Source organism: Arthrobacter sp. zg-Y1219, assembly GCF_030125545.1.
Classification (GTDB): domain Bacteria; phylum Actinomycetota; class Actinomycetes; order Actinomycetales; family Micrococcaceae; genus Arthrobacter_B.
On sequence record NZ_JASKLY010000023.1, the window covers coordinates 69,838 to 92,573 of the forward strand.

Annotated in this window: 22 protein-coding genes and 2 pseudogenes; 11 read left to right on the plus strand and 13 right to left on the minus strand. The window is 65.1% G+C overall.

Annotation, left to right across the window (positions count from 1 at the left end; all coding sequences use genetic code 11):
• Positions 1-23 precede the first annotated feature (23 nt).
• Positions 24-740 (minus strand): GntR family transcriptional regulator, encoded by a 717-nt coding sequence (locus QNO00_RS16900; RefSeq protein ID WP_284025379.1) that lies wholly within the window; start codon positions 738-740, stop codon positions 24-26.
• Positions 737-2,209 carry a fumarylacetoacetate hydrolase family protein gene (locus QNO00_RS16905; protein WP_284025380.1) on the minus strand — a complete coding sequence of 491 codons (1,473 nt, stop codon included), beginning with the start codon at positions 2,207-2,209 and terminating at the stop codon, positions 737-739. The genes QNO00_RS16900 and QNO00_RS16905 overlap by 4 nt, the downstream gene beginning before the upstream one ends.
• A 395-nt stretch (positions 2,210-2,604) precedes the next feature.
• On the opposite strand from QNO00_RS16905, the gene QNO00_RS16910 reads away from it, so the two are divergent.
• Together QNO00_RS16910 and QNO00_RS16915 are read left to right on the plus strand one after the other, a co-directional pair.
• The gene (locus tag QNO00_RS16910) at positions 2,605-3,690 is read left to right on the plus strand and encodes an LPO_1073/Vpar_1526 family protein (protein ID WP_284025381.1); all 1,086 of its coding nucleotides are present in this window, start codon (positions 2,605-2,607) and stop codon (positions 3,688-3,690) included.
• Between the two features lie 162 nt (positions 3,691-3,852).
• Positions 3,853-4,191, plus strand: a pseudogene (locus QNO00_RS16915) (alkene reductase); the annotation flags it as partial.
• A 60-nt stretch (positions 4,192-4,251) separates the two neighbouring features.
• On the opposite strand, the gene QNO00_RS16920 reads toward QNO00_RS16915, so the two are convergent.
• The 4 genes from QNO00_RS16920 to QNO00_RS16935 all read right to left on the minus strand — a co-directional run bounded on the left by QNO00_RS16920 (position 4,252) and on the right by QNO00_RS16935 (position 7,929).
• The gene (locus QNO00_RS16920) at positions 4,252-5,241 is read right to left on the minus strand and encodes a lantibiotic dehydratase C-terminal domain-containing protein (protein ID WP_284025382.1); all 990 of its coding nucleotides are present in this window, start codon (positions 5,239-5,241) and stop codon (positions 4,252-4,254) included.
• Positions 5,242-5,648: 407 nt separating this feature from the next.
• Positions 5,649-5,969 (minus strand): hypothetical protein, encoded by a 321-nt coding sequence (locus QNO00_RS16925; protein ID WP_284025383.1) that lies wholly within the window; start codon positions 5,967-5,969, stop codon positions 5,649-5,651.
• A gap of 219 nt (positions 5,970-6,188) precedes the next feature.
• Entirely contained in the window at positions 6,189-6,392 is a 204-nt protein-coding gene (locus tag QNO00_RS16930) for a CoA transferase (RefSeq protein WP_284025384.1), read from the minus strand.
• A gap of 118 nt (positions 6,393-6,510) precedes the next feature.
• The gene (locus tag QNO00_RS16935; protein WP_502863522.1) at positions 6,511-7,929 is read right to left on the minus strand and encodes a cryptochrome/photolyase family protein; all 1,419 of its coding nucleotides are present in this window, start codon (positions 7,927-7,929) and stop codon (positions 6,511-6,513) included.
• 363 nt (positions 7,930-8,292) lie between these two features.
• Here QNO00_RS16935 and QNO00_RS16940 point away from each other — a divergent pair, with 363 nt between their 5' ends.
• Positions 8,293-9,384 carry an AI-2E family transporter gene (locus QNO00_RS16940; RefSeq protein WP_284025385.1) on the plus strand — a complete coding sequence of 364 codons (1,092 nt, stop codon included), beginning with the start codon at positions 8,293-8,295 and terminating at the stop codon, positions 9,382-9,384.
• Positions 9,385-9,415: 31 nt separating this feature from the next.
• Here QNO00_RS16940 and QNO00_RS16945 read toward each other — a convergent pair whose 3' ends face one another.
• Together QNO00_RS16945 and QNO00_RS16950 are read right to left on the minus strand one after the other, a co-directional pair.
• Positions 9,416-10,483 carry a DUF8173 domain-containing protein gene (locus tag QNO00_RS16945; RefSeq protein WP_284025386.1) on the minus strand — a complete coding sequence of 356 codons (1,068 nt, stop codon included), beginning with the start codon at positions 10,481-10,483 and terminating at the stop codon, positions 9,416-9,418.
• A 282-nt stretch (positions 10,484-10,765) separates the two neighbouring features.
• Positions 10,766-11,785, minus strand: a complete 1,020-nt coding sequence (locus QNO00_RS16950) for a zinc-dependent alcohol dehydrogenase family protein (RefSeq protein ID WP_284025387.1) — start codon at positions 11,783-11,785, stop codon at positions 10,766-10,768.
• A 312-nt stretch (positions 11,786-12,097) separates the two neighbouring features.
• Here QNO00_RS16950 and QNO00_RS16955 point away from each other — a divergent pair, with 312 nt between their 5' ends.
• Both QNO00_RS16955 and QNO00_RS16960 read left to right on the plus strand, forming a co-directional pair.
• Positions 12,098-13,138: an FAD-dependent monooxygenase gene (locus QNO00_RS16955; RefSeq protein ID WP_284025388.1), complete on the plus strand. Its 1,041-nt coding sequence runs from the start codon at positions 12,098-12,100 to the stop codon at positions 13,136-13,138.
• A gap of 221 nt (positions 13,139-13,359) precedes the next feature.
• Positions 13,360-13,851: a DUF2975 domain-containing protein gene (locus tag QNO00_RS16960; protein WP_284025389.1), complete on the plus strand. Its 492-nt coding sequence runs from the start codon at positions 13,360-13,362 to the stop codon at positions 13,849-13,851.
• Positions 13,852-13,912: 61 nt separating this feature from the next.
• On the opposite strand, the gene QNO00_RS16965 is transcribed toward QNO00_RS16960, so the two are convergent.
• Positions 13,913-14,911, minus strand: coding sequence for a lantibiotic dehydratase C-terminal domain-containing protein (locus QNO00_RS16965; RefSeq protein WP_284025390.1), 999 nt, complete (start codon positions 14,909-14,911; stop codon positions 13,913-13,915).
• 347 nt (positions 14,912-15,258) lie between these two features.
• On the opposite strand from QNO00_RS16965, the gene QNO00_RS16970 reads away from it, so the two are divergent.
• Positions 15,259-15,708 (plus strand): HD domain-containing protein, encoded by a 450-nt coding sequence (locus QNO00_RS16970; protein WP_284025391.1) that lies wholly within the window; start codon positions 15,259-15,261, stop codon positions 15,706-15,708.
• A 22-nt stretch (positions 15,709-15,730) separates the two neighbouring features.
• Here the strand turns inward: QNO00_RS16970 and QNO00_RS16975 are convergent, their stop codons facing one another.
• On the minus strand, positions 15,731-17,317 hold the full coding sequence (locus QNO00_RS16975) for a DUF6297 family protein (protein WP_284025392.1): 1,587 nt from the start codon (positions 17,315-17,317) through the stop codon (positions 15,731-15,733).
• A 2-nt stretch (positions 17,318-17,319) separates the two neighbouring features.
• Positions 17,320-18,006 carry an ABC transporter ATP-binding protein gene (locus tag QNO00_RS16980; protein ID WP_284025393.1) on the minus strand — a complete coding sequence of 229 codons (687 nt, stop codon included), beginning with the start codon at positions 18,004-18,006 and terminating at the stop codon, positions 17,320-17,322.
• A 144-nt stretch (positions 18,007-18,150) separates the two neighbouring features.
• On the opposite strand from QNO00_RS16980, the pseudogene QNO00_RS16985 reads away from it, so the two are divergent.
• The 3 genes and pseudogenes from QNO00_RS16985 to QNO00_RS16995 form a co-directional block, all read left to right on the plus strand.
• Positions 18,151-18,453, plus strand: a pseudogene (locus tag QNO00_RS16985) (alkene reductase); the annotation flags it as partial.
• A 69-nt stretch (positions 18,454-18,522) separates the two neighbouring features.
• Entirely contained in the window at positions 18,523-19,176 is a 654-nt protein-coding gene (locus QNO00_RS16990) for a maleylpyruvate isomerase family mycothiol-dependent enzyme (RefSeq protein ID WP_284025394.1), read from the plus strand.
• A 49-nt stretch (positions 19,177-19,225) separates the two neighbouring features.
• On the plus strand, positions 19,226-19,459 hold the full coding sequence (locus tag QNO00_RS16995; RefSeq protein WP_229966700.1) for a hypothetical protein: 234 nt from the start codon (positions 19,226-19,228) through the stop codon (positions 19,457-19,459).
• Between the two features lie 169 nt (positions 19,460-19,628).
• Here QNO00_RS16995 and QNO00_RS17000 read toward each other — a convergent pair whose 3' ends face one another.
• Entirely contained in the window at positions 19,629-20,348 is a 720-nt protein-coding gene (locus QNO00_RS17000) for a TetR/AcrR family transcriptional regulator C-terminal domain-containing protein (protein ID WP_284025395.1), read from the minus strand.
• 103 nt (positions 20,349-20,451) lie between these two features.
• Between QNO00_RS17000 and QNO00_RS17005 the strand changes: the two genes are divergently transcribed.
• Together QNO00_RS17005 and QNO00_RS17010 are read left to right on the plus strand one after the other, a co-directional pair.
• A complete protein-coding gene (locus QNO00_RS17005; RefSeq protein ID WP_284025396.1) occupies positions 20,452-21,174 on the plus strand; it encodes a DUF4386 domain-containing protein in 723 nt (240 codons plus the stop codon).
• A 163-nt stretch (positions 21,175-21,337) separates the two neighbouring features.
• A complete protein-coding gene (locus tag QNO00_RS17010) occupies positions 21,338-21,976 on the plus strand; it encodes a class I SAM-dependent methyltransferase (RefSeq protein WP_284025397.1) in 639 nt (212 codons plus the stop codon).
• Between the two features lie 18 nt (positions 21,977-21,994).
• Here the strand turns inward: QNO00_RS17010 and QNO00_RS17015 are convergent, their stop codons facing one another.
• Complete coding sequence (locus QNO00_RS17015) at positions 21,995-22,705, minus strand: maleylpyruvate isomerase family mycothiol-dependent enzyme (protein WP_284025398.1); 711 nt, start codon at positions 22,703-22,705, stop codon at positions 21,995-21,997.
• Between the last annotated feature and the right edge of the window lie 31 nt (positions 22,706-22,736).

Below are 22,736 nucleotides of genomic sequence, written 5' to 3' on the forward strand. Positions count from 1 at the left end.
CGAGTCTTTAGATCGGAAGGCTTTTAGATCGGTGAGGGCGGCTGGTGGTTCTGAGCCAGGAAGGCGTTGAGCGTGTTGGTGCGGTGCGCGCGGGCGGCGTGTTCGACGTCGGGGGCCGAGGCGCCGGCGTCGATCAGATCCAGCAGCGCGTCGTGCTCCTCGACCGAAGCGTGGGCCCGGTCCGGGACGTACCGGAAGACGGAGGAGCGCATGCGGCCCAGCCGGTTCCAGCCGCGGTGGACCAGCTCCAGGATGTGCGGATTGGGGCAGCGGGCGTAGAGCAGGGCATGGAACTCGGTGTTCAGGGCGGTGAAGCGGACCGGATCGAAGTTGTCCAGGACCTCGCGCATCTGGGCGTTGAGTTCCCGGGCCCGGGTGAGTTCCTCGGCGCTGATGCTTGGGGCGGCCAGCGCGGTGGCGGCGCCTTCGATGATGCTGAGGGTTTGCATGGTGTGCAGGTACAGGTCCGGGTCAATGCCGGCCACAGTGGCGCCGACGTTGCGGACAAAGTGCACCAGCCCTTCGGCTTCGAGCCGGCGAATGGCTTCCCGGACGGGGACCACGCTGCAGCCCATCTCGGTGGCGATGCTGCTGAGCACCAGCCGGTAGCCCGGACTCATTTCGCCGCCGAGGATCCGGTCCTTGAGCAGCGAATATGCCTGCTCCGATTTGGAGCCGGCGCCTGGGGCGTTGGTGCCGGCTTGCCCGGTGCTGCTGGCCGTCCCGTTCACGCTGCTCATGACTGTTCCGCTGCCCAGGCCTCGTACTTTTCCTTCCAGGCGGCGTTCATCGGGTACAGCCCATCGACACCGTGGCCGGCCTTCACCATTTCGGCGATGAACTCTTCCTGATGTTCCTGCTTGATGCACGCCGCCACCAGCTCCTCGGCGATGGCCGGCGGGATGACGAGGATGCCGTCGTCGTCGGCCACGATGATGTCGCCGGGCTGCACGGTGGCGCCGCCGCAGGCGACGGTGATGTCGGTGTCCCAGGGGACGTGCTTGCGGCCGAGGACGGCGGGGTGCGGGTTGGCGCAGTAGACCGGCAGGTCGATGCCGGCGACGGTGGAGTAGTCGCGGACGCCGCCGTCGGTGATGATGGCTGCGGCGCCGTTGTGCTTGGCGCGCAGGGCGAGGATGTCGCCCAGGGTGCCGGTGCCCTTTTCGCCGCGGGCTTCCATAACCAGGATTTCGCCGTCGCCCACGGAGTCGATGGCGCGCTTCTGTGCGTTGTAGCCGCCGCCGTGGGACTTGAAGAGGTCCTCACGGTTGGGCACAAAACGCAGGGTGCGGGCGGTGCCGACCACCTTGCGGCCGGGGCGGGTGCCGGTGAGTCCGTCGATGGAGACGTTGTTCAGTCCGCGGGCGCGCATCTGCGAGGACAGGGTGGCGGTGGCAACGGATTCCAGCTTCGCCCGAAGTTCCGGGGTGAGGGCTGGCTGCGTTTCCTGCTGCGGGGCGAGGCCGGCCTTTTCCGCGGAGCCCCAGGCTTCTTCGCGCTGTTTGTCGTCGATCTTCGGCTGCGCGCCGAAGGGGGCCAGAGGCGTGACGCCGTCGGTGACGGTGGTGGCGAGGCGGCCGGTGGTCTTATCTGTGCCGGGAACGTCGACTTCGACTTCGAGGCGGTCGCCGGGGACGGCCACGGAGGCACCGGCGGGGGTGCCGGTGAGGATCAGGTCGCCCGGTTCCAGGGTGAGCAGCTGTGAGAGGTCGGCGACCAGCTGACTAAAGGGGAAGAGCAGGTCTGCGGTGGTGTCGTCCTGTGCGAGTTCCCCGTTGACCCAGGTGCGGACGCGCAGTGCGGCGGGGTCGACGTCGGCTGCGTTGAGGATGGCCGGGCCCACCGGGGTGAAGCCGTCGCCGCCCTTGGAGCGGAGGTTGGAGCCTTTGTCTGCCCAGCGCAGGTCGTACACGCCCAGATCATTGCTGGCGGTCACTCCCCCGACATAACTCCACGCGTCTTCGACGGTTACGCGGCGAGCGATCTTGCCGATGACGAGGGCGATTTCGCCTTCGAAGCCGAGCAGTTCGCAGCCGGCCGGGCGCTCCACGGCGCCGCCGGTCAGGGCCAGGGAGGAGCTGGGCTTGAGGAAGTAGGAGGGCTGTTCCGGGGTGCGTCCGCGTTCTGCTGCCCGTGAAGGGTAGTTGATGTGGACGGCAATGACCTTGCCGGCCTGCTTCAGCGTGTCCTTGGTGGCGTCGTTGCCCATGTCACTCCTGGATCAAGTACGAAATCGTATATGATCAGGGTCACATGTGGTGCGGGTCGCGTCAAGGGGCAACTCGTGAATCAGTATCCGCACACGCACCTCACGTACAGATGCAGGGAAGGCTCCTCGCCAATAACCGTCCTTTTGCAACTTACGGGCCTTATCCTTAAGAGATACAGCTCGAGTTGTCGAATCGTAGAAATATGGGGAGTAATTATGGAGTGGCTCTTTGACGGTCTAGGAACCATGCTCATCGGTCTAGTGCTCGGTGGTGCCGCAGGAACGGCAGGCGGATGGAATCTCGCCAAGAGTCGCCTCCAACAGCAGAGCCAAAAATCAGGAAACGAGGCCAACCAGGTTCAGGTTGGTAGAGACTATAATCAGGGCTGACGGCGTTGACACAGAGCCAGAAGGCAGGATCCGGATCCCAACAAACACAAATTCTGGGTGATTTGGTAATCCACCAAGGTGTGACCGAAGAACGGGCTGCAGAAATTGCTGACAAAAGAGCGCGTCTTGTCCTCGAAGAGTATTCAAGGGAGGCCGCACCGAAGGCTTTCGCTAGGATACAAGAGCTCGATCAGCGTGTCGTTTCGATTTTAGCCAACGAAGGGAAACTGGATGCGTTACGCGAGCCTAGTTACCAAATCGCTTTACAGAAAGCACAGATAAGCGCGGCTTCCACCGAACGTGAAGGCGATTACGACTTGTTGGCGCGCTTACTCGGGCAGCGCGCAAACCAGGACAGTCGGTTTGTCAGAGCCAGCGTGGACAGGGCAGTGCAGGTGGTCGATATGATCGACGACGCTGCCCTACGGGGTTTAAACATGATGTGGGTAATTTCGGCGTTCACTCCGGGAGGGAATTCATTAGGTCAGGGTGTAAAACTGCTGGAAGGCCTACTCGGGAAGTTCCCCTCACACGAACTGCCGCGCGGGCAACGATGGCTTGACCACTTAGATATAATAGATCTGGTTCGCATCATTCCGGGCAGTCTGACAACACTAAAAAAATTTGTCCCGTTGTATGCGGATAAATGGCCTGGCTTTCTTAGCATGGGAGTCGAAGAGGATGTAGCCAAAAAGGTGCACGGTCAGAGCACTGAGCTAGGTGTAGCCGCACTTCAGATGGTGGCGCACGACCTAAAACCCGGTTATTATCGCCTACGCTTTCACAGCACTAATCAGATGCGCAACGTAATGCGCGAACAGAAATTACCTGAAGATAAAATAGAATCTGCCGTTGAGATCGCACTGTCTGTGTGCAATCTCGAAACCAAGGATGACGCACTCGTTCCCAAGTTGGAGGAACTCGTTGCTGCCAGTGACGCACTTAAAGAGATTGCTGACTGGTGGGACCAAATACCGGACTTCCCCCAACCCACGACAGCTGGTATCACAGTCGCCTACGCAAATTCTCGTCGCTATCATCAGTTTGAAAACACCACAGGACTTGCGGAATATCTAGAACAGAGCACGTAACCCGTAATGCCGTCACAGGCGGGCGGGCTCTGGATGCAGTGGATAGTGAATTTTGCGAGGGTGGAGTGTTCTGCCTTGCTGGATGGCGACCCAGTCCTTGACTCCAAGCTCGGATGACCTCGTGTCAATGCCGACGAGGTCATCCAGTTGTGAAATCGCACGCTCCTGGTGGACGGCATCGCCGATCTGAAGCCGGCCTACCTGAGCATCCTGCACGCGGATCCGGCCGACGACATGGTCCAGAGCCTGCGCCGCCGCTTCGCCGGCCCGGTACTGATGAACACCGGCTTCGGCACGGTCACCACCCGTGACGACGCCATCATGCTGCTCGAAGAGGACCTGGCCGACGCCGCCGTCGTCGGCCGCCCCGTGATCGCCAACCCGGACCTCGCCCGCCGCTGGCAGGGAAACCACCCGCTGAACGAAATCGACCAGAGCACCGTCTACACCGACGGCGCCGCCGGCTGCACGGACTACCCGGAACTGGCTCCGGTCTCCTAACCGAAATGAACGACGGCGGGCCCTCCGCATAGAGCGGGAGGCCTGCCGCCGTTTCGTTTCTTACCGTTTTGACGGCTGCGACGAGCGCTCCTCACCGGAATACTGCGCTTCTATATCCTTACTCCAGGCAGACGAGTAAAGGCCAAGGGCCGCCTGCTCCCTCAACGAAAAGCCCAGCACGTTGAGTGCCATCTGGCTAGCCCCCATGGCCAGCTGCAGCGCACTGCGACTGACGCGTTGTTTGTCCGCCCGATACAAATACTCATCGATGGCCCGCGCCCAGCGCTTCCGCCAGATATCCACCGCCGGCTCCGAGGCGAGGGCGGCCATCATCCTGTGTACGGGCACAATCCGTGGTGCATTCCGGGCCCTCATTGCACTGCGCGCCTGCGCAGCGTGCGGACCAAAAGAACCCGTACAGGCGTGGAGATGAGCGTTCCAATAGTAGTCCCAGCTAGTGGTTCTGCGGTCGGGCCAAACCGCGGACCGGGGGCCCCGCATCATGGCGTGGCCGGTGTCGAAGAGAATTAGGGCAGCCAGCATCGAGCGTATGTTGAGGCTGGGAAAGCGGTTGACCGCCCACAAAGCCAGATCCGAGGACACCTCAGCAATCTCCGCTGCCAGGTCCAAGCCCTTTGGCCCACCGAACCGTGCAAGTCCCGCTTCCACCACCCCGGGTACCGGTTCGCCCGGCCGTGGCGGATAAACGAGCCCCGGCGAGTGAAAGGTCTTCACGGTACCCAGCGTGGCAACGTTTTCGATCGCCAGCGCGTCCGCAAACTTCCATAGGCGCTGAGCGACGTCGTCGGTGGCAAGCAAATGCAGGAGCACAGCCTGATGGTCGGATTCCAGCGTGCGTGACAACCGAAACCGGTATCCCTCCCCGGCCGGCACTTGGGAAGACAAAGGGGCAACAATATGGCGGATAATGTCGTCGCCGACATCCTTACGCTCCGGCTCAATAGTCAGGATGGACCACAAGGTAGTTGTGCTGGCGTGTTGCTGCACAGGACGGGTAGCTGCTCCTCGATGAACAGTGGTCGATTGCATGACGTGGCTCCTATAATCCCCAAAACTGATCGTCTTGACTTCGGTAGGTGAGTTGCCAACAGTGTGTTGCCAAAATGTGTGGAATGTCCATACGGGCCTTAGGAAATTTCCCATTTGTGCCAGGGGGCTTTTCCTGCGCACGCAGAGCGACTATGGGGTTTGTGAACCAGCGACGCGCGCTGCATCGCTCCTTTCTGGTTGACGACGGTGGCGAGGCCATCGGCGCCGAACACACCGCAATCCGCTTCTCCCCGGAACACAACATCCAGGGCGTGCTGGAAACCGACGGTGCCGCCGACTACACGGACTACTCCGAGCTGGCCCCGATTTCTTGGCCGGAAACGCACGACGACGGCGTGCCCTCGGCATGCAGTGGAGGGGCCGTCGTCGTTTCTTACTCGGATGACTTAGCGGGGGCGAGAGCGCTCCTCACCGGAATACTGCGCTTCAATATCCATACTCCAGGCACGCGCATATAGTCCAAGGGCCGCCTGTTCCCGGAACGAAAAACCCAGCCGGTTGAGTGCCAGCTGGCTGGCCCCCGTAACCAGCTGCTGCGCACTGCGACTGAGGCGTTGCTTGTCCGCCCGGTACAAATAGTCATCGATGGCCGGTGCCCACAGCTTGAGCCAGATATCCACTGCCGGCCCTGAAGCTAGCGCGGCACGGGCATCCGCCTGGGGCGATGCGGTGATGGCGTCGTCGAGATCAACAATGACCGCATCCACCCCGGCCCGCAGCGCCTTTTCGAACCGCTCGGGCCGGTCGGGCCGCTCGGGCCGCTCGGGCCGGTCGGCGGGTGCGTAGAGTGCGACGACGATGGGCCGGCTCGTCCGATGCTTCCGTCGTCGTACGGCGCCGCTAATTCGTCGGCTGTGTAACCCAGCTCGGTCGGCACGGCCTCGGTGTCCGCGCCATGCACCCGCCCGGTGAACGCGATCGTCGCTTCATCCCTGGACATCCGAAACAGCGGTCCCTGCATGGCCATGTCGCCGGTCGGCGTCCTTAATCCGGTGGATGGTTCCGAGGGCATTGAACTGCGGATCGGCAACGATGTCCGAAGGGTCATAGATCAGTGCCACTGCGGCGTCCGCAGCCTCGAACGCGGTGATCACCTCCTCCCGCGAGTGCCGGGCGATCCATGCGCCCACGGCGTCGTCGAGGAGGTCGGCGTGCTCGGCACGGGTTGCTCCGCTGGCGAGCCGTTCCTGTCAGGCTCACTGAGGGTATTTCGAGCGTGAGTGCCTCGCCTGAGCCGCGCTGCGCAGCTCAGCGAATACTCTCGTACGCCTCAAGCGCGTGCCGGCGGGACTCCAACAGGTCCACGAGCGGCTCGGGATAGGCGGGAGTCAGTGCGTCCGGCACCCAGTGGGCGACGTACTCACCTTTGGGATCAAAGCGCTTTGCCTGTGTCTGGGGATTGAAGATCCGGAAGAATGGTGTTGCGTCCGCGCCGGAGCCCGCGACCCACTGCCAGTTGGCGGGATTGCTCGCGGGGTCTGCGTCCACCAAGGTCTCCCAGAACCATTCCTCGCCCACCCGCCAGTGGATGCCCAGGTTCTTGATCAGGAAGCTGGCGGCGACCATCCGCACCCGGTTATGCATCCAGCCAATGCTCCAAAGCTGCCGCTGGCCGGCGTCGACCAGCGGAATTCCTGTCAGCCCGGCCTTCCACGCATCGAGGGAGTCCAAGCCATCAGGCCGGGATCCCGACGGCGCTTGCCCCGCCCTCCCCCGCAGGATTGCCGGGGTTTGCGGTCCGGAGCCCTTTGGATGTTCCCAGGGGAAACCGTCGAAGGCAGGCCGCAGGTTCTTGGTGGCCAGATCCGGGTTGTGAAAGAGCTGGTGCCAGCAGAACTCACGCCAGCCAATTTCGGTGCCGAACACATCCGGCCCGGGCCCGTTCCCGCGGACGCGGGACAGCGCGTGCCACACCTGGAACGGACTCACATGCCCCCACCGCAGGTACGGGGAGAGCCGGCTGGTTCCGGGCTTCGCCGGGCGGTCGCGACCGTCGTCGTAATCCTGCACCGGGCCGGCCAGGAAGTCGCTGAGTGCGGACAAGCCGGCTTCCTCGCCTGGGGTCCAGGCTTCCGCCAACCCGGTGGCCCAGTCCGGATTCAGCGGCAGCAGGTTCCAGTCCTGAAGGTGCTCCCCGGCGGGGATGCCGTCCGGCGGGGCAGCATCCTTGTCCGGAGCCGGAAAGGGCGCCCGGAAATCCATTGCGGACACCGTTCGCCAGAAGGGAGTGAAAACGCGGTACGGTCCGCCGCCGCCCGTACGCACAGTCCAGGGTTCATGCAGCAGCGAAGCCTGAAAGCTCTCCGCCTGCACATCCGCGCCCGCAGCCCACTCCTTGATCGCTGTGTCCACCTTCCGCTCCGGCCCGCCGTAGCGCCGATTCCAGAAGACCCGCTCCGCGTCCACCTCCTGCGTGAACGCAGGAACGACGTCGACTGCCGGCCCCCGCAACAGGACCAACGGAATGCCCAGGGCCTCAAGATCATGCCGCAGGGTCTTCAGTGCGTGATGCAGCCACCATTTGGCGGCGGCGCCCAGCGGCCGGATGCCCGGTGATTCCTCATCCAGAATATAGAGGGCTACCGCGCCGCCGTCCTGCGCTGCGGCCAGGAGGGCAGGGTTGTCAGCTGTGCGCAGGTCGTCGCGGAGCCAGGCGATGGAAACCACGGGCAGGTCCTCTCTTTGGATAACACGACCCTACCTGTGGACCTTGGCACCGGTCCCGCCCCTCAGCCGCACCTCTCACGAGCGTGATGAACCGCCGTGGCATCGTAGAGCAGCGAGGGTATAAAACGGAGCGTGGATCTCCTGCTGCGCTGGCCGCGGAGCGCTTCAATTGCTGGACGGAGTCTGACCGGTGCCAGAGTCGCCCCGTGCCCGGGAACGATTCGCGCCCCTTGACCCCGGTATACACGGTTGCCCCTAGACGGAGATTGCCCTGTGCGCCAGCCTGTGGTGGTAGGGGCCGCCGGGAAGAAGCAGCGGAGCCCGGACTTTAGCGTCGTCGTCCCCTGACAGCTGTGAGGCCCCATGAGCGATCGCGAGCCACCCGGGCCACCCGGACTTGCAAGACCAACACGGATTCTGCTGACTCTGGCGGCTGCGGGTGGTGCCTGCTGGACGGTATGGGCAGGCCGATCGCTCCTGGCGCCGCTGGTGCTGGCCGCGGCGCTCATCATTATCGCTATGCCCGCTCGACGACCATTGGATCGGCGCGGCGTCCCAAGCTGGGTAGGCACGCTCGTCGTCGTGGCGATCGCGTGGGGCATCCTGGTGGTTCTGGCCGTGCTGGTCCTTCTGGCTCTGGGGCAATTCGGGCGCATTCTGGCCGACTATGCAGGCCAATTGGACGAGAGCGCCGAGACACTTGAGTCGTTTTTCCAAAGCCTCGGATTCAGCACCGTATCGATGGACGAGGTTGCCGGGGCAATCCAGCCATCTACACTCCTGACGACCGTTTTCAACGCCGGCACGCAACTGTTGGGTCTGGGCACGGCCGTCTTTTTTGTCTTCACCTACGCGATGTTTCTCGGGATGGATGCTGCACGGTGGCAGAACCCACCGGCGGAGCTCGCGGAGGCGAGCGGCCGGCGACTGCAAGCTTTCAATCAGTTCGCCGCCGGAACCAACCGGTACTTCCTCGTCAACTCGATATTCGGGCTGATCGTCGCGGTGATTGACGGACTCGCCCTCTGGGTTCTCGGCGTACCCGGTCCATTCGTCTGGGCGGTGCTCGCGTTCGTCACCAACTTCATTCCCAACATTGGTTTCGTCCTCGGCGTCGTGCCTCCCGTCGTGCTCGCTGTCGCGGTTGGCGGCTGGGGGCTGGGACTGCTGGTGCTGGCCATTTACTGCATCGTCAACGTCACTCTCCAAGTGCTGATCCAGCCCCGGTTCGTTGGGGAATCAGTTCGGCTGAGCGTCACGCTGACCTTCGCCTCGGTGGTCCTCTGGACAACCCTGCTGGGAGCGGTCGGCTCGCTCCTGGCTGTGCCGCTTACCCTCTTTGCCCGCTTCCTGGTGATCGGCGGGGATCCCGGTGCGCGCTTCGCACAGTGGATCAGCGGCGATGACGGCCCGGAGGACACCCCGGCACCCCCGGATGAACCTCGTCGCAGTTAGGCATGATGCACTCCCCGCGCGCCGGAGGGCTTCAGTGAGAGTCGAAGGCTGAGGGCTGGCCCCCGCCGTCGCCCCTCCGCTGCTCGACGCCGGAGAGACCGGAAGCGGGCGGTACGCGGCGCCAGGGACGACGGTCATAGATTGCCAGCAGCTGCGCACCAAGTCCAAGGAACACCATGGCCAGCCATACGACGATGTTCAGCCACGGAATATGCAGCGCGACAATGAGGATCAGACCCCCGATAAGCGCCTTGATCACTGGATGCTGGTTGCCGCGGAAGATCAGCCTGCCAATGAAATAGGCGCCGAGGACGAAGGTGGCGAGCGTTAGCGTTATCCAGACCAAAAGGACTGACAGCGCCAGGGGCGCCCCGATGACCGTGGCCAGAAGGAGCAGCACCACAAGCGGAACGGCGATTGATGCCACGAAACCGACCAGCAGCGCATGCCATGGCCGAGGCAGGAGCCGGTCGGTCACCCGGTGCAGCAACCTGGGGAAGAGCCAGCCCGCGAGCACCGTGATAAGGCTCAGCGCAACCAGCGCATACAGCAACCCGAGCAGCCACCCAACGAACTTCTCCCCCGCCGAGGGCTCTTGCTCGGGCTCCGGGGCGATGCGCTCCACGGTGCCGCTGACCGCATCCGCGGAGATGCTTGCCTCCTCGTCGGAGTTGTACGTGAGGTTGCCCCCGACCGTCCCGCTGATGGTGAGGTTTCCAACGCCCACCTCGACATCACGGCCGATCGCACCGGAGATTGCGATGTCGCCCGCGGCACCCACCAGGTCGTCCCCGAATGACCCGGCATCGGTGATGGTGACGGTTGCCCCGAAGATCGTTCCACTGCGCGCAACGTCACCGCTTATGGTCACGTCCTGCCCGGCGAGCCGCACGTTTCCGTCGACGTTGCCGGTAATGGTGATCGTTTGGGCTGCCGCGATCACATCCCCCGTGACATTTCCGCTGATGGTGACGCTCTGCCCCGAGGCGTACACGTCACCGGAAACGTCATCCTGGACGTCGATGTTCAGTCCGCTGTAGAACTGCGGACCGGTGCCGTCGTTCACCACGGCAAAGGGCGCGGACTGTGGGCTTGACACCGGGGACGAGGCGAATGCACCTGACCCCGTCGCCAGAACCAGAATGCAGACGGCGAGAACTGCGGAGAAAGCCCGCCGGGCAGGAGAAGGAAGTCTCATCGGAATGCCTTTCCGGGGTACGGTGTTCGCCTGTTCTTCCTCGTCAGAGGGCTGGTGCAGCGGCATCCCGCGGCTGGGCTGATGCGTATCCGCCCCCGCGGTCCCGAGGCCAATGTGTTCAGTGTCCGGCAGATGTCCGCCGAGCAATAGAGCCGACGGCCCCGGGACGGCACTGAGGATGATTTACGGAGTCAGCAGGACCTTTACCGCCCGGCGTTCGTCCATGGCCCGGTAGCCCTCCGCGGCGTCGCCTAGCGGAAGTGTGAGGTCGAAGACCCGGCCCGGGTCGATCTTCCGGTCCCAGATCCGCTGAATGAGGTCGGGCAGAAAGCGGCGTACGGGAGCGGGGCCTCCGAGCATGTGGATCTCGGCGAAGAACAACTCCAGCCCGGGAAGAGCGACGTCATGAGAGACGCCCACAAAGCCCATGTGGCCGCCCGGCCGGGTGGAGCGCACAGCCTGCATCATTGACTCCTGCGTGCCCACGGCCTCCACTACCGAATGGGCGCCGAGCCCGTTGGTCAGGTCCTTGAGGGCGGCCACCCCCGCATCACCGCGTTCGGCGATGATATCGGTGGCTCCGAAGTCCCGGGCGAGCTGCTGGCGTTCGGGGTGCCGGCTAAAGGCGATAATCCGCTCGGCGCCGAGCTGTCGCGCGGCCAGGACGGCCAACACGCCGACGGCGCCGTCCCCCACCACGGCGACGGTTTTGCCGGGGCCGGCCTCAGCCGCCACGGCGCCGAACCACCCGGTGCCCAGCACATCAGAGGCCGCCATCAGTGAGGGCAGCAGATCCGCCGGCGGGGATTCCGGCGTGGCCACCAAAGTGCCATCGGCCAGCGGAATCCGGGCGAACTGCGCCTGGGTTCCCATCATGCCCATCGGCACGGCATTGACGCATCGGCTCTGGTAGCCGGCCCGGCAGATTTCGCAGGTGTTGTCGGAGGCCCAGAAGGAGCCGACGACGAAGTCCCCGGCCTTGATGGTCCGCACCTCGGGGCCAATCTCCTCCACCCAGCCGATGTACTCGTGTCCCATGGGTGCGTTATGGGCGTCCTCCACGCCCCGGTACGGCCACAGGTCCGATCCGCAGATGCAGGTCGCTGCGAGCCGGATGACGGCGTCAGTCGGTTCTTCAATCGCTGGATCGGCCCGGTCCTCGACGCGCACATCTCCTGGGGCATGCAGTATTACGCCACGCATGGTGTCTCCTTCTGCGGTCGAATCCCTTCCCTTCCAAGGACAGCACCTGCGCAGAAGCATGGGTAGGCCCGCGACCCTCGAGTTCCTATTAGGCACTCGGAACAGGCATCGCCGCGTTCAGTTCATCACGAGCATTTCCGGCTGGATCTGGCGTCCATATTATTGGTCGGTCGGCCTCAAAGGCCGGAGCGGGCGTGGAAACCGATGTCGACAGCAGACAGCAGACAGCGTAAATTCCCGGATGAGCTGAATCACCGTTCCGCCGGGGCCGCTCCCCGGCGGAACCGCAAGAACCAGTGGTGAGGAGAAGGCATGCGCGGTTCGGCACTGATCGTCGGAGCGGGCATCGCGGGAACCGCTGCTGCCCGCGGCCTGCTGCGGGCAGGATGGTCGGTCCAGGTGCTCGAACGCGGCGCAAACCTGCCCGGCAGCGGAACGGCGCTGGCCATGTGGCCCGAGGCGCTGAGAGCACTGGAATCGCTGGGTGCCAGTGACGCGGTCCTCGCCGGTTCGATGGAAGAGCACGGCGCTCGAATTCTGAAACCCGACGGAAGCAAGATCGCAGCCATGGGTCGCAACCGGACCGCTCGGTTTGTGCCTCGCACCGTCCTGCTGGAGGCCCTTTCCGGGGACCTTCCCGACGGGCTTATCCAATGGAATTCGCCGGTCGCCGGGCCTGCATCCCTGCCCCAAGCCGATGTTGTCGTGGCCGCCGACGGCATATCCAGCCGGCTGCGCACCGCCTGCAACGCGGCACCACCACGGTCGCTGCGAACGGTGGCCTTCCGCGGCGTTGTTGCCGGCCCGGCCGGCGGGGTCACCGAGACGTGGGGGCGCGGCCGGTTGTTCGGCATTACGCCGCTGGATGCCGTCAGCACCAACTGGTTTGCCTGTCTCCGCTCGGCGGACCTTCCCCCGCTGGGTTCCCCGGAGGCCTTCGGCGCCCAGGGTACCGGCCTGCTGCGCAGCCTGTACGGCGGGTGGCACCCGGACGTCGCCCGGGTCCTTGGAAAACTGGACGGGAGCCCGATAGATTACCGCGAGCTGTTCGACGTTCCGCCGCTCCGCTCCTATGTGTCCGGCAACGTGGCGCTGCTGGGCGACGCCGCGCACGCCATGGCGCCGAACCTTGGCCGCGGCGCCTGTGAGGCACTTTTGGATGCGGTTGCGCTGGTCGATGCCCTCAGCTCGGCGCCCGATGTTGCCGCCGGGCTGCAGCGCTACGACTCCATCCGGCGTCGGCGGGGAAACGCCATGGTCCGCGCGGCACGTCTGCTGAACCGGCTGGGCACAGCCGAGCACTTCACCGACCTCCGCAACCTCGCGATGTCCGCGGGGTCACGGTTCGCCTAGAACTTTCGCCGCCCGGCAGCCGCCGTCGGGCGCCTTCATTTCCGCGAATACTCTCACCCTGGACCCATCTGCGCCGTCCTGACTGTGGGTGGCGGGCACCGGAACCGGTTGACCCGCTAGGACTCCAGCGTCCGTTATGCGGCTCTTGTGCCTCGCGGATGCTTATGCAAGCATCGGCCAACGATGCTTTTTCACCGCTTATCGATACATGGGAGACCCGGATGCGGTCAGCGGCAATCACTGAACTGAAAGTCCTCATCGGCGCAATGCTCGCGGTCGCGGTTGCGGTGCAGGCGGTGGTCCTTCCGATGCTTGCTGCGGAGGCGGCGGCCAGTTTTCCCGAAGTCGCCTATCTGCGGACTCCCCTTACCGTGCTGGCGGTGCTTGCCATCGTATGCGGCGAGGCGGCGCTGCTCTGTATCTGGCGGCTGCTCACGCTTGCCGGGCGCGGAGCCTTCCTGACCAGCCGAACGACGCGCTGGGTGGACGCCCTGATCCTCTCGCTGGCCGCCGGCACGGGAATGCTCGCCGCCATCACCGTGGTTCTGGCCGCCGATCCGCAGACGGGCGGCGGGGGCCCGACCGTGGGCTTGGGCCTGATGGCCGGAATGTTTCTCGGAGCGGCAGCGATCCTCGGGGTACTGGTATGGCGCGGCCAGTTGCTGCAGCGTGTCCGAGACGCCGCGAAGCAGCAGCGGCGCGCCCAGCTTTAACGGATCTCCGACGAGTCTCCCCCGTCTAAATCCGGGACACAGGCCGGTGCCGCCTACACCGTCATTTCTTACCCGCCTGACTTGTACGGGTGCGAGAGGACTCCTCGCCGGAATACTGCGCTTCAATGTCCTTACTCCAAGCACGCGCGTATAGGCCGAGGACTGCCTGCTCCCGGAACGAAAAGCCCAGCCGGTTGAGTGCCAGCTGGCTCGCCCCCATAGCCAGCTGCTGTGCGCTGCGACTGATGCGATGCTTGTCCGCCCGATACAAATACTCATCGATGGCCCGTGCCCAGCGCTTCCGCCAGATATCCACCGCCGGCTCGGAGGCCAGCGCGGCCATCACCCTATGTGTGGGCATAATCCGGGGTGCTATCCGGTCCATCATTGCCCTGCGCGCACGCTCAGACTGGGAGCCAAAAGAACCCGTGCAGGCGTGCAGATGAGCGTTCCAGTAGTAGTCCCAGCTTGTGGTTCTGCGGTCGGGCCAGACAGCGGACCGGGGTCCCCGCATCATGGCGTGGCCGGCGTCGAAGAGAAGCAGGGCGGCCAGCATCGAGCGCATGGTGAGGCCGGGAAAGCGGTCGACCGCCCACAAAGCCAAATCCGAGGACACCTCAGAAATCTCACCTGTCAGTTCCAAGCCCTTTGGTCCACCGAACCGTGCAAATATCGCTTCCACCAACTCAGGCACCGGCTCGCCCGGCCGTGGCGGATAGACGATGCCCTGCGACTTGGAGATCTTCACGGTACCCAGACTGGCAACGCTTTCCGCCGCCAGCACGTGGGCAAAATTCCACAGGCGCTGAGCGACGTCGTCGGTGGCCCGCACATGCAGGAGCACGGCCGGATGGTCGGATTCCAGGCTGCGCGAAAAACTAAACTGGCCCGCTTCGAGCCGCATTTGGGAAGACAGCGGGGCAACCATGTGGCGGACTATTCCGTCGCCCACATCCTTACGCTCCGGCTCCATGGTCAGGACGGACCACAGGGTGGTTGGGCTGGAGTGCTGCTGCACAGGACGGGTAGCTGCACCTCGGTGAACAATGTTCGATTGCATGACGCGGCTCTTTTCATCCCCAAAATGATTCTGACATTGTTACGTGTACTGCCTACACAGTGTCGTCCCAGAATGCGAAGGCTATCCCGTCTCCAGAAAATTGCCCATTTTTGTCAAGTGCTCTTTTCCTGCGTACGAATATCGACTATGGGTTTTGCGCAACGGCGCCATGCAGCGTCTGGCCGAAGAGGTAGAGCCCTGGCGCACAGCTCGACGACGACGGCGCCGGTTCTGCCACGCCATTGAGCATCAGGACCTTGCGGCATTAATGGGGTAGCCGGCCCCTATGCTGGCACCAACAGCAACTGACAAATCGCAAACACGGCTACGAGCCGCAGGGGGAATACATGGACAACCTCATCACCAATGCCGAAAGCGTGGCACGAGCTGCGCACGAAGGCCAGACCGACAAGACAGGAGTCCCCTACATCACGCATCCCGAGCGGGTCGCCCGGACCGCGGCGCAAAGGGCGCCGGAGGATCTGCGCGAACAGGCGCAGGCTGTGGCCTGGCTGCATGACGCGGTGGAAGACACCGGCGTGACCCTGCAGGGGCTGCGGGAGCAGGGCTTCCCAGAAACCGTCGTCGCCGGCGTGGACGCCATGACCAAACGTCAGGGAGAACCCGTCGAAAGCTACTTCGAACGCGTCCGGGCCAACAACCTTGCCCGCATCGTCAAGGCAGCGGACATTGATGACAACACCAACCCCGAACGCGTCCAGAAACTGGACCAAGAGGACCGGACCCGCCTGGCCGCCAAATACCAGCGCTCACGCGAGCTGCTCGCGCTGGAGTAATTCCGAGCCGCAAAAGACTGCCCTACTTGGGGTCCGAGAACATCACCAGCAGCACACACCCGGCGGAAAAGCCGGCCTGGGCCAGCAGCAGCGCTGCGGGCGCATAGCCCAGGAACATCCCCAGCAGCAGGGGAACCAGGGCCAGCAGCGTGGTGTCCGGTCCGCGGACCATGGCCCCGGTCTGCGCCGACGGCACGGGTCCGAAAACGGTGTCAGTGGGCGGGAGCGTCCAGTCCGGCTCCGGCCGGTACGCACCCCGCACCGCCGATGCGCCGAAGCCCACGCCGGCCAGCGCGCCCAAGACGATGAGCTCCGCACTTCCCGCACCCAGCAGCACGAGCACAGCCAGGAACGCCGCGGCCCACAGTGCCAGGACCGCTGCGGGCAGAGCCATCCGGCTCAGCCGAACCAGGGCCGGCGACAACGGCAGCAGCACGTCCAACCCCGGAGTGATGGCGGTCTGCCGGGCCAACGCTCCCGCTGCCGGAACGGCAGCGAACACTGTCGCCGAGATCAGGGCCAGCTGCAGCGGCACCGGCTGCGTGCCGCCGGTGAGCAGGAGGACGACACACAGCAGCCCAAGCAGCACCGGCCGGCCCAGCCAGCCCCGGGCGCGCAGGAAGGCTGCGGTATCGGCGCGCAGCAGCGCCCCGAACGGGGTCCGGCCGCCCCGCGCATACCAGCGGCCGGCACGGGTGGAGACGATCGCGCCGTAGTTCCGGGACAGGGCCCGCCCCACTTCGTTCGGGTCCATCAGATACAGGGCGGCACCGGCATGCCCGGAAACGCCGCCGGCGCTGATGAGATCCCGGGCGGGAATCGTCCCCAGCCGCGGAAAGACAATGAGCCCGAGCCCGACGGCGGCCGCCAGAGCAACAAGGGCCGGACCCCACTGACCGGCGGCGGCCTGCCGCGGCACGAAACTCAGCACGGCCAGCAGCAGCAGTCCCGGCAGCGGACCGTTTGCTGTTCGCCCAAGCTGCCCCGCACCGGCACCGGCACCGCCCCCGGACCCCGCAGGTCCGGCGCCGATCTGCCGCAGGGCCGCGAGCAGCACTGCGGTGACGGCAGCCGCTCCGAACACTGCCGCCGCCAGAAACTGTCCTGGCACGCTGGCTTGGAGGTCGGTGATGAAACCAACCGGCAGGTACAGCATGAACGCACCCGCCCACACCAGGCCCAGCCGGCGGAGCAGCCGTCCGGTCACCAGCGGACGACGCTCCAGGGGCAGGTTCAGCCACCAGTACCCTTCGGCTCTCGTCACCGCCGCCGGACCCAGTTTCCGGGCCAGGACCATCGCTGCCGCCAGGACGGCGAACAGCAGTGCGGTCGCTGCGGCACCGTCGGGCAGGGCGAACGACGGCGGGGGCAGCAGCGTGCGGCCGGCGGCTTCCGCATCCCAGGCCTGGGCAACCTGCTCGCGCAGCGCCAGGACCAGACCGGCAGCGAACGCCCCGATGGTTCCCAGCGCAAGAACAGCGGTATAGGCGTCCACGAAGACATCCCGGATCCGGGTCCGGGCGCGGGTGAAGGTTCTCGAGGCGTGCCGGGTGTACCGGACCGGGTTGAAGTCCGCGGAAACTCCTCCGACGGCGGCGTCCTGGGCCACGGCTACCGCCCGGCAATTTCCGCTGCGGCGTGCTCCGGTGCGATCTCCCGGACGTCGTCGTCAATAAGCAGGCAGCGTCCGGCGGTGGCCAGGAGCAGCGCCGGGTCGTGGGTCACCAGCAGCACCGTGCCGCCGTCGTCGGCATAGGTCTTGATCCGGGTGCCCAGCCGTTCGCGCATGGCCGGATCCAGGCGCTGCTCCGGTTCATCCAGAATCAGCAGGGACGAGGGCCGGATCAGGGCGGAGGCCAGCAGCAGCCGCCGCCGCTGCCCGGAGGAAACGGCGGCGGGAACGGCGTCGGCGCGCTCCCCCAGCGCGAAGTACTCCAGTTCGGCGTCGACGGCGGCATCGGGATCCGGCAGCGAGTGCCCGCGCGCCACCAGCTGGAGGTGCTCCCGCAGGGACAGGGAGGGGAAGAAGGCATCCTCGTCGAACAGGGCTGCGACCTGCCGGCGGAACGGGATGCCGTCCTCGTAAACGGGCAGCCCATGGACCCGCACTTCTCCGCCGAGCATGGCCTGCTTGCCGGCGATCGTGCGGGCGGCGGTGGATTTGCCGGCGCCGTTGAAGCCCACCATGCCGAGGATCTCACCGGCCTCCGCGCGGGCCGTGATCGGTCCGCACACCGGAGTGCCGCCGTATCCCACGGACAGATCGGAAATCTCGAGCACAGCCCCCGCAACAGTCATGGAATCAATCTAGCGGAGTGCGGTTGGCCGTCGTGGGAGGACTAACCCTGACACCACATGTGCATCTGCATCAGGACGTCTGGCGACGGCCCAAGGATCCGCCACCCTAGCCGCGCCTGCGCCCAGTCGCCGTATGGCCGACCCTTCCTGAGCATCCTGCACGCCGATCCGGCCGACGAGATGGTCCAGGGCCTGCGCCGCCGCTTCGCCGGCCCGGTACTGATGAACACCGGCTTCGGCACGGTCACCACCCGTGACGATGCCATCATGCTGCTCGAGTAGGACCTGGCCGACGCCGCCGTCGTCGGCCGCCCCGTGATCGCCAACCCGGACCTGGCCCGCCGCTGGCAGGAAGACCACCCGCTGAACGAGATCGACCAGAGCACGGTCTACACCGACGGCGCCGCCGGCTACACGGACTACCCGGAACTGGCTCCGGTCTCCTAGCCGAAATGAACGACGGCGGGCCTTCCGCTTACGGCGGGGGGCCGCCGTCGAACGTGGTTATATTGCCCCATGTCTTCCCGATCTTCGGCAGCGGTGTGGCCGGCCGTACACAACGAACGCCAAGCCCTCATCAGGGAACTTGAGTCGCTGACCCCGGAGCAATGGACCCAACCCTCGCTCTGCCCCGGCTGGGACATTCACGATGTCGTAGCTCATCTCGTGGATTCCGCGAAGACAACTCGTCTTAGTTTTCTCCGGCGGATGATCACCGTGAAGTTCGATTTCGACAAAGAAAACGCGAACGGCATCATCAGGGAACGCGCTGCGACCCCGGAAGCCACCCTGGCTGAGTTCCGCCGCGTACGCGAAGCAACCAAGACGCCGCCCGCTGCTCTGGCAACTCGGCTCGTCGAGGCGATCGTGCATGGTGAGGACATTCGGCGTCCCCTGGGGTTCGTGCATTCGTATCCCAGTGAGGCAGTCGATTCGGCCTTGCGTTATCAGCTTGGAACCGGTGTCTTTATGGGCGGCGGCAAGGAACGCGCAGCTGGATTTTGTCTGCAAGCTTCCGACACAGGGTTTGAGCACGGTTCTGGACCGGTGGTCAGAGGAAACTCGCTGGCACTCCTCATGGCCATCTCGGGTCGCCCCGTCAATCACGAAGATTTCTCAGGTGAAGGTGCCGCAACATTCGTACAAAAGCTAAAACAAACGTTTCAATGAGCGGACCCGCGAATCGGCAGTCCCCTCTCAACTGTGGTTGGGTGGGCCAATGGATACCTATGTGGATTTAGGCTGGTTCTGCTTTACCGTTGCCATCATTAATGCCGGTCTCGCTGAACAAAAGAACCGTTCCCGCTGGAATTGGTTCCTGCTTTCAGTGCTGCTGGGACCGATAGCCACCGTGTTAATTGTCGTGTGGCGGGCCCCGGAGCCGGTTGAACCGTCGATGACGCACCGCGGAGGCTGGACAAACCCCGATCCGTCTCCGGAATCCGGCGCCTAGGCTGCCCGGGACGGCAGCTTCACCACGACGCCTGAATGCGCCGGGCCCGCCGCCTCACAGCCGCATCCGAGCGCGCCTTAGCTGCGGCAATGGCACCGCCGCCCAGCCTCCGCGTTTCCCTCCATGCACGCTTTTCTGCCCTCCCCCGGCGCCGTAATACGGCCCCGGCTTAACCGTTTGGCGTCGTGCCGCCGCTGTGCCAGGAACCCCGCAGAGCCTCGATGCCGTCCAGCAGGACATCGAGCCCGACGGCGAATTCGGCGTCGTAGTCATAGCCTTGCTTCGCCAGCTCGCCCACCACTTCGAGCAGGTACGGATATCTGGCCGCTGTCTCTGCGGATTCGGCATCGTGTGTTGCTGCGGCAGCCGCGGCCGACTCCTCCGGAGTCTCGAAAGAGAGTGTTTTCTGCTGCAGGGCGAAGCCGTACACGTAGGCGTCCAGCAAGCTCATCACGTGGACGGTGGTGCGGAACGAGAACCCGCTCTGCCGCAGGCATCCCAGTATCGCGTTGTGCTGTCGCAGGTTCTCCGGGCCCGGGCGTCCTGCTGCCTCCATCCGCCCCACCGCCCAGCGGTGCCGGACCAGTGCGGCCCGGAGCGAGACGGCCCGATCACGCATGGCCTGCTTCCAGCCGTGCCCGGCGTCAGGCTCCGTGACCTCGTTCCAGACGAGATCCACCATGCCCTCGAGCAGTTCCTGCTTATTCGCCACATGCTTGTACAGCGCCATGGGCACCACGCCGAGCTGCTGGGAGAGGGTGCGCATGGTGAAACCCTCGAGACCCACCTGGTCGGCCAGCTCGACGCCGGCGCGGAGTACGGATTCCCGGTTCAGGCGCGACCGGCGTGAGGCCGGTTCCTGCTGCTGGTCCTTGGATTCCTGTGCCAAGCGGCCACCTTCCTGAGAATTGATGCTTGACAGAGTGTACGTCATACACCTAGGTTCATCGCATCCGGTGTACGCAGCACACCTTTGGCCGACAGGGAGCACCATGCAAGCCTCCAACCGGACCGCCCGGACCGCCGGGATCCTCTTTCTCCTCACCTTCGTCTCCGCCATCGCAGGCGCCATTCTGTATGCACCTCTGCTCACCGACCCGGACTACCTCACGGGCCCTGGTGCGGACACCCGGATCCTGCTCGGCGCGGTCTGCGAACTGGTGCTGATTATCACCAACATCGGCACCGCCGTCGTGCTGTATCCCGTGCTGCGGCGGCACAGCGAGACCGCCGCGGTCGGCTATGTCGCAGCCCGGATCATGGAATGCGCGCTGATTGCCGTGGGCATTCTCAGCGTGCTCACCGTGGTGACGCTGCGGCAGACCGCCGGGGCCGACGCCGGGGAGTACCTGCCCATGGCCCGGGCGCTGGTGGCAATGCACGGCTGGACCTTCCTGCTCGGCCCGGGATTCGTGGTGGGCATCGGGAACGGACTGCTGCTGGGGTTCCTGATGTACCGCTCGCACCTGGTGCCGCGGCCGCTGGCACTGTTCGGCCTGATCGGCGGTCCGCTGATGTCACTGTCCGGTATTGCCGTGCTTTTCGGCGCCTACGGGCAGTCCTCGGTGCCGTCTGCGCTGGCTACGCTTCCGGAGATCATTTGGGAGGCCTCGCTGGGGATTTACCTCACGGTGGTCGGCTTCCGCCGGACGGGAACCACCGGACCTAACCGAGCCAGCGGCCGAGGGATCCCCGCCGGGATGGGGCGGGACTGACCTCCGCTTTGGGCAGATCCGTCCATTGTGGGCAGATCCGTCCGGTGCGCAGTGGCAGAAATTTCCCAAATCGGTCGATGTTCCCCAAACCGGACGATTCTCCAGAAAACGGACGGAAAACCGGTCCCTGCATCCCCCACGACCGAGCGGCTAGGGTGAAAAGATGGCACACAGCTTCGACAGGGACTACTGGGAACAGCACTGGCACGAGACCCCCGAGCGGACAACCGCTGCTCCGGCAGAGAGCCAGCCGAACCCCTACGTCACGCGCATAATCCGCGCTCTTCCTCCGGGCACGGCGCTCGATGCCGGCTGCGGCACCGGCACCGAAACTTTGGAGCTGGCCGCCAGCGGCTGGGACGTCGTCGGCGCGGACACTTCCTCCACAGCCCTTGCCACGGCCGCCCGGAACGCCGCAGAGCGGACCCTGCCCGGCAGCGTGACTTGGGTTGAAGCCGATCTGGTGTCCTGGGAACCGGGCCGGCGGTTCGATCTCGTGATGACCAGCTATGCGCATCCGGCCATGCCGCAGCTGGCGTTCTACGAGCGGATCATGGACTGGGTCTCCCCCGGCGGCACGCTGCTGATCGTGGGCCACGCCCATGATCCCGCGGCGATGACCGGCCACGGACATCATCCGCCCGCCGAAGCCACCGTCACGGCAGCGGATGTCGCGGCCCTGTTGGATCCGGCGCAGTGGACCATCACGACCGCCGAACTGCAGACCCGCACCGTCACGGCGCCGGACGGGCAGACCGCCACCCTGCCCGACGCCGTCGTTCAGGCCACCCGGCGGGCCTAGGCTCCGCGCCGGGAGCCGCTACTCGCCGGTTTTGGCCAGGTTCCTGCCGCCCCGACCACTGTTGCCGCGGCCGCGTTGCACGCGGGACCGCAGCGTCGATGCACCGGGTCCGCCAAGCTGATCCAGGTAGGCGGAGCGGCCCGCTATGCTCATGACGAGGGCGAGGATGGGGCCGTTGACCAACAGCCCATATCCCGCGGTGAAGCGGCAGTCGGTGGCCCGCAATTGCAGGTCGTCGGAGTAGGACCGGCTGGGAACGGTGAAGTCACGGGCGGTAAAAAACTCAGCCACCGGAACCAGCGCTTCCACCGACGGGGTCCGCGGCAGCCCCAGCGGCTGGCGGATGTCCTGGGCGTGGACCACAACTTCCCCCAGGTACGCCGCCGTGTGGGATGAGGGGGCGGTGGTGGCACCGATGACGGCGCGGAACCGCTCGAGCGTCTGGGCGGGAGTGCTGCCCAGGTGTTCAACGAGGCGACGCTGGTTATGGACGTCGGGACGGAAGCGGGCGGCCAGCATGCTCTGCAGCCACCGCCGCTGATTGAGGCTTGCCCCCGCGGTGAGGTGGGCGAGAACCTGCTCCACATTCCATTCCTCGCACAGCGTGCTGTGCCGCCATTGTTCGGCGGTGAGGCCGGCGAGGTCCTCCGCAAGTTTTGCCCGCTCGGCGTGGATCAGCGCCCACAGCGGGTCCTTGTCGCTGCTGTTCACATCGGTCGTGTCCTCCATGCCCCCACGTCTTTTCAGTTGCCTGCCTCTT

Bases quoted from the DNA above. Each gene is read 5' to 3' on its own strand.
- QNO00_RS16900 (WP_284025379.1), bottom strand. From the start codon at position 740: ATGAGCAGCGTGAACGGGACGGCCAGCAGCACCGGGCAAGCCGGCACC.
- QNO00_RS16905 (WP_284025380.1), bottom strand. From the start codon at position 2,209: ATGGGCAACGACGCCACCAAGGACACGCTGAAGCAGGCCGGCAAGGTC.
- QNO00_RS16920 (WP_284025382.1), bottom strand. From the start codon at position 5,241: ATGCAATCGACCACTGTTCATCGAGGAGCAGCTACCCGTCCTGTGCAG.
- QNO00_RS16940 (WP_284025385.1), top strand. From the start codon at position 8,293: ATGAGCGATCGCGAGCCACCCGGGCCACCCGGACTTGCAAGACCAACA.
- QNO00_RS16950 (WP_284025387.1), bottom strand. From the start codon at position 11,785: ATGCGTGGCGTAATACTGCATGCCCCAGGAGATGTGCGCGTCGAGGAC.
- QNO00_RS16955 (WP_284025388.1), top strand. From the start codon at position 12,098: ATGCGCGGTTCGGCACTGATCGTCGGAGCGGGCATCGCGGGAACCGCT.
- QNO00_RS16960 (WP_284025389.1), top strand. From the start codon at position 13,360: ATGCGGTCAGCGGCAATCACTGAACTGAAAGTCCTCATCGGCGCAATG.
- QNO00_RS16965 (WP_284025390.1), bottom strand. From the start codon at position 14,911: ATGCAATCGAACATTGTTCACCGAGGTGCAGCTACCCGTCCTGTGCAG.
- QNO00_RS16970 (WP_284025391.1), top strand. From the start codon at position 15,259: ATGGACAACCTCATCACCAATGCCGAAAGCGTGGCACGAGCTGCGCAC.
- QNO00_RS16980 (WP_284025393.1), bottom strand. From the start codon at position 18,006: ATGACTGTTGCGGGGGCTGTGCTCGAGATTTCCGATCTGTCCGTGGGA.
- QNO00_RS16990 (WP_284025394.1), top strand. From the start codon at position 18,523: ATGTCTTCCCGATCTTCGGCAGCGGTGTGGCCGGCCGTACACAACGAA.
- QNO00_RS16995 (WP_229966700.1), top strand. From the start codon at position 19,226: ATGGATACCTATGTGGATTTAGGCTGGTTCTGCTTTACCGTTGCCATC.
- QNO00_RS17005 (WP_284025396.1), top strand. From the start codon at position 20,452: ATGCAAGCCTCCAACCGGACCGCCCGGACCGCCGGGATCCTCTTTCTC.
- QNO00_RS17010 (WP_284025397.1), top strand. From the start codon at position 21,338: ATGGCACACAGCTTCGACAGGGACTACTGGGAACAGCACTGGCACGAG.
- QNO00_RS17015 (WP_284025398.1), bottom strand. From the start codon at position 22,705: ATGGAGGACACGACCGATGTGAACAGCAGCGACAAGGACCCGCTGTGG.